The organism is Mesorhizobium ventifaucium (assembly GCF_935822925.1).
Classification (GTDB): domain Bacteria; phylum Pseudomonadota; class Alphaproteobacteria; order Rhizobiales; family Rhizobiaceae; genus Mesorhizobium; species Mesorhizobium ventifaucium.
Window position 1 is genome coordinate 85,683 of sequence record NZ_CAKXZS010000089.1, and the last position, 13,000, is coordinate 98,682.

Annotated in this window: 14 protein-coding genes; 8 read left to right on the forward strand and 6 right to left on the reverse strand. The window is 63.5% G+C overall.

Annotated features, from left to right (window positions below; all coding sequences use genetic code 11):
- Positions 1 to 108 precede the first annotated feature (108 nt).
- The 3 genes from ftsE (at position 109) to NMG70_RS32185 (ending at position 2,548) form a co-directional block, all read left to right on the forward strand.
- Complete coding sequence (gene ftsE, locus NMG70_RS32175; RefSeq protein ID WP_027023302.1) at positions 109 to 768, forward strand: cell division ATP-binding protein FtsE; 660 nt, start codon at positions 109 to 111, stop codon at positions 766 to 768.
- Positions 761 to 1,747 (forward strand): cell division protein FtsX, encoded by a 987-nt coding sequence (locus NMG70_RS32180; protein ID WP_254028208.1) that lies wholly within the window; start codon positions 761 to 763, stop codon positions 1,745 to 1,747. The genes ftsE and NMG70_RS32180 overlap by 8 nt, the downstream gene beginning before the upstream one ends.
- Positions 1,748 to 1,828: 81 nt before the next feature.
- Positions 1,829 to 2,548, forward strand: a complete 720-nt coding sequence (locus tag NMG70_RS32185) for a YdcF family protein (protein WP_254028209.1) — start codon at positions 1,829 to 1,831, stop codon at positions 2,546 to 2,548.
- 145 nt (positions 2,549 to 2,693) lie between these two features.
- Here the strand turns inward: NMG70_RS32185 and NMG70_RS32190 are convergent, their stop codons facing one another.
- Positions 2,694 to 3,308 (reverse strand): pyridoxamine 5'-phosphate oxidase family protein, encoded by a 615-nt coding sequence (locus NMG70_RS32190; RefSeq protein WP_254028210.1) that lies wholly within the window; start codon positions 3,306 to 3,308, stop codon positions 2,694 to 2,696.
- A gap of 115 nt (positions 3,309 to 3,423) precedes the next feature.
- Here NMG70_RS32190 and NMG70_RS32195 point away from each other — a divergent pair, with 115 nt between their 5' ends.
- Together NMG70_RS32195 and NMG70_RS32200 are read left to right on the forward strand one after the other, a co-directional pair.
- Positions 3,424 to 4,326 (forward strand): LysR family transcriptional regulator, encoded by a 903-nt coding sequence (locus NMG70_RS32195; protein ID WP_254028211.1) that lies wholly within the window; start codon positions 3,424 to 3,426, stop codon positions 4,324 to 4,326.
- 102 nt (positions 4,327 to 4,428) lie between these two features.
- Positions 4,429 to 5,223, forward strand: a complete 795-nt coding sequence (locus NMG70_RS32200; RefSeq protein WP_254028212.1) for a lysophospholipid acyltransferase family protein — start codon at positions 4,429 to 4,431, stop codon at positions 5,221 to 5,223.
- Positions 5,224 to 5,250: 27 nt separating this feature from the next.
- Here the strand turns inward: NMG70_RS32200 and NMG70_RS32205 are convergent, their stop codons facing one another.
- The 3 genes from NMG70_RS32205 to NMG70_RS32215 all read right to left on the reverse strand — a co-directional run bounded on the left by NMG70_RS32205 (position 5,251) and on the right by NMG70_RS32215 (position 8,079).
- Entirely contained in the window at positions 5,251 to 5,868 is a 618-nt protein-coding gene (locus NMG70_RS32205) for a LysE family translocator (RefSeq protein ID WP_254028213.1), read from the reverse strand.
- 147 nt (positions 5,869 to 6,015) lie between these two features.
- A complete protein-coding gene (locus NMG70_RS32210) occupies positions 6,016 to 6,957 on the reverse strand; it encodes an aldo/keto reductase (protein WP_254028214.1) in 942 nt (313 codons plus the stop codon).
- 153 nt (positions 6,958 to 7,110) lie between these two features.
- Positions 7,111 to 8,079 carry a GlxA family transcriptional regulator gene (locus NMG70_RS32215; RefSeq protein ID WP_254028215.1) on the reverse strand — a complete coding sequence of 323 codons (969 nt, stop codon included), beginning with the start codon at positions 8,077 to 8,079 and terminating at the stop codon, positions 7,111 to 7,113.
- A 167-nt stretch (positions 8,080 to 8,246) separates the two neighbouring features.
- Between NMG70_RS32215 and NMG70_RS32220 the strand changes: the two genes are divergently transcribed.
- Positions 8,247 to 9,227 (forward strand): quinone oxidoreductase family protein, encoded by a 981-nt coding sequence (locus tag NMG70_RS32220; protein WP_254028216.1) that lies wholly within the window; start codon positions 8,247 to 8,249, stop codon positions 9,225 to 9,227.
- 85 nt (positions 9,228 to 9,312) lie between these two features.
- Here NMG70_RS32220 and NMG70_RS32225 read toward each other — a convergent pair whose 3' ends face one another.
- Entirely contained in the window at positions 9,313 to 9,876 is a 564-nt protein-coding gene (locus NMG70_RS32225; protein ID WP_254028217.1) for a gamma-glutamylcyclotransferase, read from the reverse strand.
- A gap of 121 nt (positions 9,877 to 9,997) precedes the next feature.
- Here NMG70_RS32225 and NMG70_RS32230 point away from each other — a divergent pair, with 121 nt between their 5' ends.
- Positions 9,998 to 10,996 carry a DUF2125 domain-containing protein gene (locus tag NMG70_RS32230; protein WP_254028218.1) on the forward strand — a complete coding sequence of 333 codons (999 nt, stop codon included), beginning with the start codon at positions 9,998 to 10,000 and terminating at the stop codon, positions 10,994 to 10,996.
- A 53-nt stretch (positions 10,997 to 11,049) separates the two neighbouring features.
- Entirely contained in the window at positions 11,050 to 11,970 is a 921-nt protein-coding gene (locus NMG70_RS32235) for a sugar kinase (protein WP_254028219.1), read from the forward strand.
- Between the two features lie 92 nt (positions 11,971 to 12,062).
- Here the strand turns inward: NMG70_RS32235 and NMG70_RS32240 are convergent, their stop codons facing one another.
- Complete coding sequence (locus NMG70_RS32240) at positions 12,063 to 12,998, reverse strand: prephenate/arogenate dehydrogenase family protein (RefSeq protein WP_254028220.1); 936 nt, start codon at positions 12,996 to 12,998, stop codon at positions 12,063 to 12,065.
- Positions 12,999 to 13,000 lie beyond the last annotated feature (2 nt).

Below are 13,000 nucleotides of genomic sequence, written 5' to 3' on the forward strand. Positions count from 1 at the left end.
GACGCGCCCAAAAAAGCCCAAAATTAACCGTCGGTTAACCATGGCGGCCGATGGTCTTTTCTCAGAGAAGGCTGGCTCGCCGCCGCCGCAAGTTTCAGGTCGTCGAACGTGATCCGCTTCGAAAATGTCGGCCTCCGCTATGGCATGGGTCCGGAAATCCTCCGCGACATTTCCTTGCACATACCGGAGCGCTCCTTCCAGTTCCTGAGCGGCCCTTCGGGCGCCGGCAAGACGACGCTGCTGCGGCTGTTGTTCATGTCGCTCAAGCCGACGCGCGGGCTGATCACCATCTTCGGCAAGGACCGCTCGCGCATCTCGCGCGCCGAACTGCCGCATCTGCGGCGGCGCATCGGCGTGGTGTTCCAGGACTTTCGCCTGCTCGACCACATGACGACCTATGAGAATGTGGCCTTGCCGCTGCGCGTGCGCGGGCGCGAGGAGGCGAGCTACCGCACCGACGTGACCGAGCTCTTAAAATGGGTCGGCCTTGGCGAGCGCATGCACGTGCTGCCGCCGGTGCTGTCGGGTGGCGAGAAGCAGCGCGCCGCAATCGCCAGGGCGCTGATCGAGCAGCCCGAAATCCTGCTTGCCGATGAGCCGACCGGCAATGTCGATCCGCCGCTGGCGCGACGCCTGTTGCGGCTGTTCATCGAGCTTAACCGGCTGGGCACCGCCGTGGTGATCGCCACGCACGATCTCGGCCTGATGGAACAGGTCGACGCGCGGCGCATGATCCTGGCCGGCGGAAGGCTGGATATCTATGACTGACCTGTCCGCTCGCCATGGCGAAGATCAACACGCTGAGAGGGCTGGGACGCAGCGCGTTCAGCGCAAGATGGCGCCGATCGTGCCGGCGCAGAACATCGCCGGCCGGGCGCTGGTCCTGGTCATCGCCATCATGACGTTCCTCTCCTGCTTGACCTTCGGCGCGGTGACGCTGGTGCGTGACACCGCCACGGTCTGGGAGAACCAGATCTCGCGCGAGGCGACGATTCAGATCAAGCCGATGGAGGGCCTCGACATGGAGGCAGCACTTGCCCAGGCCTCGCAGATCGCCGGCGAATTTCCTGGCGTGAAGAGCGCCAGGATCGTTGACCGCGATGCCACGGCGCGGCTTTTGGAACCGTGGCTGGGTTCGGGTCTCAACATCGACGAGCTGCCGGTGCCGCGTCTGATCATCGTCACCATAGACGAGACCAGCCCGCCCGATTTCGCCGCAATGCGCGCCGCGATCACACCGAAACTGCCCAGTGCCTCGCTTGACGACCATCGCACCTGGGTCGACCGGCTGGTCGCCATGGCCCGCACCACGGTGACCATCGGCATCGCCGTGCTGGCGCTGATGCTGGCCGCAACCGTGCTGACCGTGGTGTTCGCGACGCGCGGCGCCATGGCCGGTAACGGCCACATCATCGAGGTGCTGCATTTCGTCGGCGCCGAAGCGCGCTTTATCGCGCGCGAATTCCGCCACCACTTTCTTGTCACCGGCATGAAGGGCGCCGCCGCCGGGGGTGCGGCGGCGGTGTTCATCTTCATCGTCTTTTCGTGGTGGTCGTCGCGAAACATGGCGACGCCGCAGGCCGATCAGGCGACCGCCCTGTTCGGCAATTTCGCCATCGGTTCGGCGGGCTATCTCGGCGTCGTCCTCATGGTGCTGGTCATCGGTGCGCTTACGGCGGCAACCTCCCATGTCACCGTCGTCACCTATCTCAGCGACATCGATGTCCGCCAGCCGGACGCGGGGTGATCACGGATAGAGAATTAGCGTAACGAAATTTGTGCTTTCCGACCTACTAAACGCCGCATTTCGGAGTTAACGATAAGGACGATGGACGCGCGCGACTCGACCGGAATGGCTGGACAGTTGCCCTTGGTGATTACGCGTTCAAGCGAGCGCGTCAAGCCCGGCCGATTGGCGAGCGCGTTGCGCATCTCCGCTTTCTTTCTGCTCGTGCTGGCAACGCTGTTTGCCGGCGGCTTTGGCTGGTTCGCCAACACTGTCAGCCGTCTCGCGACGCCCACCAATCCGGCAAAAGCCGATGCCATCATCGTGCTGACCGGCGGCCATTTGCGTCTCGACGCCGCCATGGGCCTGCTGGCGTCCGGCAAGGGCGAGCGGCTGCTGATCAGCGGTGTGCATCCTTCTGCCAGCCGTCGTCAGCTTCAGGTCGCGACCCGCGGCGACCAGAAATTGTTTTCCTGCTGCGTCGACATCGACCGCGCCGCGCTCGACACGATCGGCAATGCCGAGGAAAGTGCCAAGTGGGTGGAAGACCACGCCTATGGCACCGTGATCCTCGTCACCAACAACTATCACATGCCGCGCAGCCTGCTGGAAATGGGCCGGCTGCTGCACAAGGCCAAGCTCGAGCCCTACCCGGTGGTCAACAGCAACCTTGGCAATGGCGGCTGGCTGACCAAGCCGAGAGCCTTGCGCGTGCTGTTCACCGAATACAACAAATATCTGCTGGCGCTGGCGCGCGGCATCGTGCCGGTGAAGCCAACGCCAACCGGCATCGCGCTAGCCGAGGCTGTTGCGCCGAACTGAGCCGATCGGAAACCGGTATTATTCCTAAAGCGCGTCGCGTTTGACCGGCCTCATGCGACGCGCTTGTTTTAATGCATGTCGTTGTCGCAAAAACCGCTGCACACCCTCGGGTCAGGCCTGAGGGCATGCTTTTGCGCGACATGCATTAGACCGTGGCGCTGCGCAAGCGCGCGATCTCGTGTTCGAGAATTTCGACACGCTTGTCTCGCTCGGCCAGCGCCGCCGCCACATCGGCGGCTTCGAAACGCTGTGGAATGTGCTGCGGGCAATTGGAATCCCAGGCCGAAACCGTGAACAGGATGATCTGCTCCGGGCGCGCCTTGTAGCCTTCCGGCATCAGCTTCGCCATCAGTTCGGCGTCCTCGACGACCCGCGCGCTGCCCCAGATCTTGATGCGCTGCCGACGCGTATAATCGATCAGGAACAGGAAAGCCCGCGGGTTGTCGTCCAGATTGCCCTGGGTGATGAATTGCCTGTTGCCGGAGAAATCGGCGAAGCCGATCGTCCGCTCGTCGAGCACCTTGAGGAAGCCGGCCGGCCCGCCGCGATGCTGGATGTAGGGCTGGCCCTCACCATTGGCCGTCGACAGGAAGACGCTGGTCTGCGCCTCGATGAAGGCGGCGAGATCGGCGGTGATATCAGCTTGCCAGCCGCCGCGCTCCTCGACACGGGCATAGGCCTCGCGTGAGCCTTTGCGGGCCTGGATCGCCTTGACGGTTGGCGTAAAGGCGACATCGCTGGTGAAGACGTGAGCATTCATGAAAAATCTCCTTTGAAGGCAGCACTGCGAGCCACAGCCCGCAAAAGATAATGCTTCCATCATCCGGATGCAGATGACATATATGCAACCTATCCTTCCATTTTTCGGGAGAAGCATGGATCGGCTCGAGGCCATGTCGCTGTTCGTCGCCGCGGTGGAGGCCGGCAGCCTGTCGGGCGCCGGGCGCCGTTTCGGCATCCCGCTTGCAACGGTCAGCCGCAAGGTCTCCGACCTTGAGCGGCATCTGAAGACGCGTCTCCTGAACCGCTCGACGCGGCAGCTGACGCTGACCGACGCCGGTCACGCCTACCTCGCTGCCTGCCGTCGCATTCTCGACGAGGTCGGCGAGGCTGAGCGGACCGCCGCCGGCGAATACAGCATCCCGACAGGCGAACTGATCATCACCGCACCGATCGTCTTTGGTCGCCTGCATGTGCTGCCGGTCGTCACCGGCTTTCTCGCTGCCTACCCCGACGTGGCTGTCCGCCTGATGCTGGCGGACCGGATAACCCAGTTGACCGAGGAGCACATCGATCTCGCCGTCCGCATCGGCCAGCTTCCCGACTCCAGCCTGGTGGCCACCCGCATCGGCTCGATTCGGCGCGTTGTTTGCGCGACTCCGGACTATCTGGCCGAGCACGGCACGCTGGAGACGCCGAAAGATCTCGCGGCACACACCTGCGTCACCTTCGAAGGGCTCACCGCTCCCGCCGCATGGACTTTTGCCACGGGCAAGACCGACCTCACCGTTCCGATCCGCTCACGGCTTCGGGTCAACACCGCGGAAGCGGCGATCGATGCCGCGATTGCCGGCATCGGGTTGACGAGGGTGCTTTCCTATCAGATCGCAGCTGCGGTGCGGTCCGGCACCCTCCGCACCGTGCTGGAGGCATTCGAGCCGCAGCCATGGCCGGTCAGCCTCGTGCATGCCGGCCAGGGCCTGCTGCCGCTGAAACTGCGTGCGTTCCTCGACTTCGCCGCCCCACGCCTGAAGAAACGGCTGGTGCAAGCGACGTAACGAACGGGTAGCGGTCGACCAAGTCAGCGCGGGCCATCGACCGTTTCCTTTTTGCCCGCGCTTGGTGTAACCAATCACACCTCCTCACCGGGCTCTTCCTGCATGCTTTATGTCCGCTCGCTGGCGTTCAACTTCGTCTTCTATGTCAATTTGATCGTCCAGATGATTCTCTGGACCCCGTACTATTTCCTGTCGCCGCGCCACCGCGCCTGGTTCGTGCCGAAATTCTGGTCACACACCAGCATGTGGCTCTATGACAAGATCGCCGGCACCAAAAGCGAGATCATCGGCCAGGAAAACCTGCCCGAGGGTTCCTTCATCCTGGCGCCGAAACACCAGTCCTTCTGGGACGCGATCGCCTTCTTCCCGTTCCTGCAGGATCCGATCTACATCCTGAAGCGGGAACTGACCTGGATCCCGTTCTTCGGCTGGTACATCCTGAAGATGCGGATGATCCCGGTCGACCGCGGCAGCCGCTCGAAGGCGCTGAAAGCGGTGGTCGCCGCCACCAGGCAGGAGCTGGCGCGCAATCCCCGCCAGCTGATCATCTATCCCGAGGGCACGCGCCGGGCGCCGGGCGACGAGCCGGCCTATAAGTACGGTATCGTCGAGCTCTATACCCAGCTTGGCATTCCCGTGGTGCCGGTCGCCCATGTCGCCGGCCTCTACTGGCCACGGCGGAAATTCCTGCGCTTTCCCGGCACGATCAAGGCGCGCTTCCTGCCGCCGATCCCGGCGGGTTTGGGCAAGGAGGAATTCATGGAACGGCTGATCGGCGAGACGGAAGCCGCCTGCGACCAGCTGCTTATCGAGGCGTCCCAGGCGCCAAACCCGCCGCCAATGCCGCCGACGGCGGTAAAGCGGCTGAGGGAACTGGGCTCCGATACCCCTGCCTGAACCATCTGCTTGGTCGGCAGTATTCCCCTAGGGAAACACAGCCAGCGCCGTTGTCAAAACCAGTATTGCCGCGAAGCTCAGATTGATGATCCGCGAGGCCAGCGGTTTGCGCAGGAAGCGCGCAAAGGCTGCCCCGGCGAGAAGCCACAGGACATGGATGGCGACGATCATCGAAGCGAGGACCGCCAGCTTGAGCCCTGCATCGAGCTCACCGGCGGACGACGTGCCGGCAAACACGGCGGCAATCGCCGCATAGGCTTTCGGGTTGGCGACGGCCAGAAGAAACCCGCCGAAGAATGTGGGACGTGCCGCCCCGCCGATACGCGCTGCCAGAGGCGGCGCCGTTGCTATCTTGAAGGCGAGGTAGAGGATGTAGGCTGCGGATGCCACCGCCAGGAGCGGTGTGAGCTTCGGCACTGAGGAGATCATGGCCGTAGTGCCCGTCGCGACGACCAAAAGCACGGCGACCGTACCAAGAATGATGCCCGAGGCGTAGCGGAGCGAATCGCGCAGGCCGAAGGCGGCGCCAACGGCGGTGACGCTTATCGTCGCCGGCCCCGGACTGCCCATCACGACCGCCGATGCCAGCACAAGCGCGAGCAATTGCTGCCATAGTTCCGGATGGGAAAAGACCAGTTCGGCCATCTGTATACCAGTATCCAGGCGCGATGCCGGCAATGGTATGGCAGGGCACACCAGGGCGTCTTGAACGATCGTGCAGGGAACCTTTCCGGCGCAGGCCGCGCACGGTTCTTGGCTGCTGTTTGATCAAGCCGCCGCTCGCGCTGGCGTCTATGCGGTCGCGCTGTCGAGCTCGGCAATATCGTCCGGACTGAGCTCCAATGATGCGGCGTGGACGAGGCTGTCGACCTGATCCATTGTCGTGGCACTGGCGATCGGCGCGGTGACGCCGGGCCGCGCGATCACCCAGGCGAGCGCCACTTCCGCCGGATTGGCCGCGTGACGCGCCGACACGGCGTCGAGTGCCGCCAGGATGCGCATGCCGCGCGCGTTGAGGTACTCTTTCACGTGGTCGCCGCGCGCGCTTTTGCCGAGATCGGCCTGGCTGCGGTACTTGCCGCTCAAAAACCCTTTGGCGAGGCTGAAATAGGTGATGACGCCGATACCCTCGGCCATGCACAGATCGCGCAGCGGCCCATCGAAGGAGGCGCGGTCATAGAGGTTGTACTCCGGCTGCAGCACCGCATAGCGCGGCAGGCCCCGCAGGCTTGCCACGTCGAGCGCGGCGCGCAGCTGGCCGGCATCGAGATTGGAGGCGCCGACGTGGCGGACCTTGCCCTTGTCGAGCAGCTTTTGGTAGGCGCCGAGCGTTTCCTCGTAAGGGGTGGCCGGGTCCGGCCAGTGTGACAGATAAAGGTCGACGACATCGGTTTGCAGCCGCTTTAGCGACGCATCGATGGCCTTTTCGATATAGGCCGCGGAGAGGTCTTTCCTGCCCTGTCCCATGTCCGACCCGACCTTAGTGATCACCACGACGTTGTCGCGATTGCCGCGGCTTTTCATCCATTTGCCGATGATCGTTTCGGATTCGCCGCCCTTGTTGCCGGGAACCCAGCGCGAATAGGCATCGGCGGTGTCGATTGTGTCGAGGCCGGCGCCGACGAACCGGTCGAGCAGGTCGAAAGAGGTTTTCTCGTCGGCGGTCCAGCCGAAGACGTTGCCGCCCAGCGGCGCGATGGACAGGTCGGTTTGACCGAGACGACGTTTCTGCAAGGCTGATCTCCGTGGGGAATGGAAAGAAGCGGGCGAAAAGCCCTCGCTTAACCTAGGTCTTACCGCGCCGAGGTCAAAGGCCTGGCCGCCCTTTTCGGACGGACCAGCGCTTCACAAGCGCGCGACCCGCCGCGTTCGAAGTTGCAGCCGATGTTACTGGCTCTGGCGCCGGTATTCACCAGGCGGCAGTCCGACCACGCGGTTGAAAAGCCGGCTGAATGACGCCGTATCCCGGTACCCGACCTGATAACATATTTCCGAAACACCGAGTTTGGTGCTTTCAAGAAGCGCCTTCGCGGCCTCAAGGCGCCGGTCCTGGATCCATCGGCCGGGAGTGGTGTGCAATTCATCGGAAAACCGGCGCGCCAGCGTTCGCGGCGACAGACCGAGTTGCGCGCCGAGGAAGGCAAGGTCGAGCGCTCCGAGCTGTTTTCTGGACAAGGTTTCGAGCCGGTCGCGGAACGGCTCATGCGAAGGCAGCAGATCGGTGAGCGGGAACTCGTAGGGTGTCTGAAGCTGCCGCGACGGCGGCAACACGAGCAATTTGCGAACCAGTCGTTCCTCCCTGGCGAAGCCAAGATCCCGCAGAAGCGCCTTGCCGAGCTCCAGGCCTGAAAAACCGCCGCCGCAAGTGTAGATCGGTCCGTTCCCGATCAGCACACGTGAAGCGTCCCAACGCACCTTCGGAAAGCGGCGCTGAGCATCGGTTTTCAGCCACCAGGAGATCGTCGCGCGCTTTCGGTCGAGAAGGCCGGCGTCTGCCAGGAAGTAACCGGCACCGCAATGCGCGGCGATGATGGCGCCGTCGCGTTGCGCGCCTGCGATAAGCGGCGCGGCGTGGCGGCTCTCTTCCTCCAGCGCGGCAACAAGCTCCGGGATTTGCATGCCGGGCAAGGCCAGCAGGATCAGCAGGTCCATGCGCTGCGAGGGTTCGCGTCTGGTGTGGAAGGAGATTCCAGGCGTCGTCGTGGCGTCGGCCTGCCGCGCCACGAATTCGAAGGAAATCACCGGCGCGCCGCGAATGGTGTTCACCAGTTCGAACATTTCGACAAGTGTCGCGGCAACGGCCGAATAGAAGGTCGACGGCAGCCAGATCACGGCGTGGACGGGACGATTGCCCAAGATGGCTCCTTTGAACAGCTTTGGCAAGTTTAGCACATAGATTGTCAAATCTGCCAATTCCGATTTTTGCCAGCGGCCTTAGGTTCCGCGACGCCGATGCAAACACCGGTGCCTGCAATCTGGCCGCGTCCAGATTGCATGGCCAGATCGCCCTATTGGAGACCACCATGAAAGCAGTTGTATTCGCCGCAATCGGCTCGCCGCAGGACGTGCTCTATCTCGACGACCTGGCCATGCCGCGAATCGGCGACGGTGAGGTGCTGCTCAGGATGGTCTCCGCCTCGATCAACCCTGGCGACTTTCTGTTCATCGAGAACCTCTATCCCGAACCGAAGAAGCCGCATTTCCCCCGCCAGATCGCCGGAAACCATGGCGCCGGCATTGTCGAGGCCGTGGGCGCGAACGTCGGCTTGAAACCGGGCACGCTTGTCGCATTCAGCTACTACAACAGCTGGGCTGAATATGCGGCCGTTCCGGCCGCTTGGCTGATCCCGCTGCCCGCCGACTATCCGGTCGAACGCGCCGGGCAGATGGTGAACCCCATCACCGCCTGGGACCTGCTGGAGGGTTCCCGTGTGCAGCCTAGACAATGGCTGGCCGTCACGGCCGGCTATTCATCGGTTTCGACGATGGTGATGCAGTTCGCCCAACGGCGCGGCATCAACGTGATCGCGCTCGTGCGACGATCTCGCGACAGGCTGGACCTGAAGCGGCTTGGCGCCACAGCCATCCTCGATCTGTCGGGTTTGAAGGTCGGCATCAGGGAAGCAGTCATGGACATGACCGACGGCGCCGGGCTGAACGGGATCATCGATAATGTCGGCGGACCCGTCAGTGGCGAATTGATCCGCACCCTCGCGATGGGCGGGCAGATGGTTATCAATGGCGGCATGAGCACCGAGCGTTTTGAACTGCACAATTTCGACGTGCTGCTGAGCGGCCTCGAGATCAGGGCAAATATCTACCGCTACTTCTTTTCGCCGCCTGTCGAAGCCGATCGGCCAGTGTTGCGCGAGATTGTCGACATCTTCGGCCAACCCGATTTCCATGTCCCTGTTGGCGGCATCCATCCGCTGGCGGAGTTCGAGCTCGCCGTGACAAACAGCCTGGATCGCGCCGATCTCGGAAAGCAGATTTTCAGGATGTAACCCGGACCATCATCCCGAACCGAAGGTCAGCGACACAAAAATTGGGAACCGGTTTTCGGAATCATGGTCAAACAACGAAAGAAGATCACGACCCGATCCGTTTCACTACCTCTTCCAGCCAGTGGTCGCGAATGCCCAGCGCTTCGAGGTGCTCCAGCGTGCTGAGCACGTAGTCCTCGTTCTTTCCCGACTGGCCGACGGCACCGCGAACGACGCTCGCCGCATCGGCAGCATCGAGCGCGCCGGCATATTGCTCGTGGGCACGATCAACGACATAGGCGACCGCCGAGACCGTCTCGCCTCCGTCCGTCTCGCCCCCAGCCTTATCGGCACCACCCGTGTCCCCCTTGTCGAGGCGAATGCTAAGCATGCGCTCGATATAGATATTGGTGACCAGCTCGCGCTCGCGCAGATAGGTGATGACCTCGTTGCGCAGATCGCCGGGGACGCGGAAGGCCAGCCCAATGCAGGAGCCGCCACGGTCGAGGCCGAGCACAAGGCCGGGCCGTTCGCGCGTGCCGCGATGCACGAAGGAGTAGACGCACAGCGAGCGGCGGTAGCCATGGAGGCGGGCGCGCCGCGTCTCGACATGTGCAAATCCCGGCCGCCAGATCAGCGAACCGTAGCCAAAAACCCAAAAATCGCCCATATCGCCAAGCCTGGTTGCAGCACCGCACTGGAATCGGTGTTTTTTAAAATCCGTCTCCGTCTACCTGATGTTGCCGGAAACGACAGTCCCCTCTGCAACACGCGCTAACGAGAGCCGCAGCATGACGTCAAGTGACGAGCGCCCGCCGAATTTTCGCCGCCGTCTATTCTGGCTTGCCGCTTTCATCGTCGTGCTGTTCGGCCTCTACAGTGCCGGCTGGTTCTACCTGGCAGACAAGGTCAAGAGTGAAGCCGACAAAGCGGTGGCCGAGCTCAACCGCGATGGCATCGAGGCGGACTGCGCCAATCTCACGGTCAGTGGCTATCCGCTGAGCTTCGCCGTTTCCTGCGACAGCCTGGCTTATCAGGACGACGCCAGGAACGTCGCCGCCTCGCTCGGCAGCCTCAAAGCAGTCACGCACATCACCCAGATCCTGTCGCCCGGCGCCGACCTGCGGGGCCCGCTCAGGACCTCGGTGCCGGGGATGGCGCCGCTGTGGATCGACTGGGACAATCTGCGAGCGAATGTCAAACTGTCCTGGCCCCTGCCCCGGCGTGTCTCACTGGAGGCCGAGGGCCTGTCAGCCCAGACCGATCCGGCCGATGGCACGGACCCGGTCGAGCTGTTCAGCGCCGGGAGAGCGGCCGGACAGCTGCGTCCGAATGGGGAGGACGTCGACTATTCCGGGAGATTTACCGATCTCGAAATCGATCCAGGGGCGATCGATGGCCGCGTGCTGCCGCCGCTCGACGGCGGCGGCGACGTGACGCTGAAGAACGGCGTGGCGCTGATCAAGACACAAACAGAGAGCCTGCGCGGCCAGGCGGTCGATATCGGCAAGCTCGATCTGTCGTCGGGGAGCGCGCGCGTCACCGTTTCCGGACCGGTTTCGGTCGATGCCGACGGGCTGATCGACGCCGATTTGATGATCAAGCTCAGCGACCCAAGGGCGGTAGCCGAAATCCTTGGCGAGGCAATCCCGGAGCAGAAGAGCCAGATCAAAACCGGCTTTGCCGGGCTGGCGCTGCTCGGCAACGAACCGTCGATGCCGCTCAAGATCGTCAAGGGCAAGGCCTCGCTCGGTTTTATCCCGCTGGGCAGGATCAATCCGGTCGATTAGGCCATGATTGCGAACCTCAAGTTCGGAAAGACCATGGTCAGACAGGAAGATAGATGAACCGCCCGGTGAAGCTCCTCAGTGTTGGCGCGCTGACGCTCGATACGATCCTTCGCGTCGACACGCTTCCGGCACGTCAGGGCAAGTTCATCGCGGCCGACGGCGTCCAGATCGCCTCGGGCATGGCTTCGAGCGCGGCCTGCGCCGCACGCCGCCTCGGCGCGGACGTATCGCTATGGGCGAGCGCAGGAGACGACCTCGTCGGCGATCAGCTGGTCGCCGGCATCGAGGCTGAAGGCGTCGATTGCAGCTTTGTCCGGCGCGTCACCGGCGCGCGGTCGGCACTGTCGGCGATCCTGGTCGACACGCATGGCGAGCGCATTATTGTTCCGTTCTATGACAAGCTCGCCCAGGTCGACCCTGAGGCGCTCCCGACCCAAGATATCACCGCATTCGACGCTGTCCTGGTCGATGTGCGCTGGCCGGGCGCAGCAGCTCTGGCAATGGCGGCGGCGCGCGCAATCGGCCGTCCGGCAATCCTCGACGCCGACACCGCACCACCGGACGTGCTGGAACGGCTGTTTCCGCTCGCCTCGCATATCGTCGCGTCGGAGCCGGCGGCGTTCATCCTCTGCGAGGAGCAAGGTCCGCAAAGGGCTTGTGAAGCACTGGCCAGGCGCACCGATGCATTCGTCGCGGTGACCGGCGGCGCGGCAGGGAGCTGGTGGTTCGACCGCTCGGTGGGATCGGTGCGCCACGTCGCGGCGCCAAGGATCAAGGCAGTGGATACGCTTGCCGCCGGCGACGTGTTTCACGGCGCCTTTGCCGTCGGGCTGGCCGAGGCGATGCCGATCGAACGGACATTGCGCTTTGCCAGCGCCGCCGCCGCGCTCAAATGCCAGCGCTTCGGCGGCAGGCTGGGTGCGCCGGACAGGGCCGAGACACTGGCGATGATGGCGGCTCACTGGCCGGCCTGAGCGCGCGGCGGGCTTTCAAAGCGAATCGTACCGCCGCTCTATCGTTTGCTTGAGCATCGGATTTTACCCAAAACCGATACGGGTCCGATGCTCTATCCCTTGGCCGGATGCTCGACTGCCTGCCGGCCAAAGTCCGGCACGTCGATGTCCTGGCCGGCCTCGATGATCGAGCGGCGCACGGCGCGGGTGCGGGTGAACAGGTCGAACAGCTTTTCGCCGTCGCCCCAGCGGATCGCCCGCTGCAGCGAGGCCAGATCCTCCGAGAACCGCGCCAGCATTTCGAGGATGGCATCCTTGTTGTGCAGGCAGACATCCCGCCACATCGTCGGGTCGGAAGCGGCAAGGCGCGTGAAATCGCGAAAGCCGGAGGCCGAATATTTGATGACCTCGGACTTGGTCACCGACTCCAGATCGTCGGCGGTGCCGACGATGTTATAGGCGATGATGTGCGGCAGGTGCGAGACGATGGCCAGCGTCATGTCGTGATGCTGGGGATCCATCGTGTCGATGTTGGAGCCGCAGCGGCGCCAGAATTCCGAGAGCTTTTCCAGTGCCGCCGGATCGGTGCCGGGCAACGGCGTGAAGATGCACCAGCGGTTTTCGAACAATTCGGCAAAGCCGGCGTCCGGACCCGATTTTTCAGTGCCGGCCAGCGGGTGGCCGGGAATGAAATGCACGCCAGCAGACACATGCGGCTGCATCTGCGCAATGACCGAGGCCTTGGTCGAGCCGACATCGGTGAGGATGGCGCCCTGCTTCAGCGCCGGTGCGATTTCCTCGGCGACCTCGCCCGAAGAACCGACCGGCACCGAAACGATGACCAGGTCGGCATCGCGGACCGCCTCTTTCGCGTCCGTCGTGTAGGAGGAGCCGAGGCCGAGTTCCTTCGCCCGCGCCAGCGTCGTTTCACTGCGCGTCGAGATGGCGACGTGGCGGGCAAGGCCTTCGCGATGAATTACGCGGGCCAGCGACGAGCCGATCAGGCCGATGCCGACCAGGGCGATCTTTTCGAACATCGGTGATGTCATGG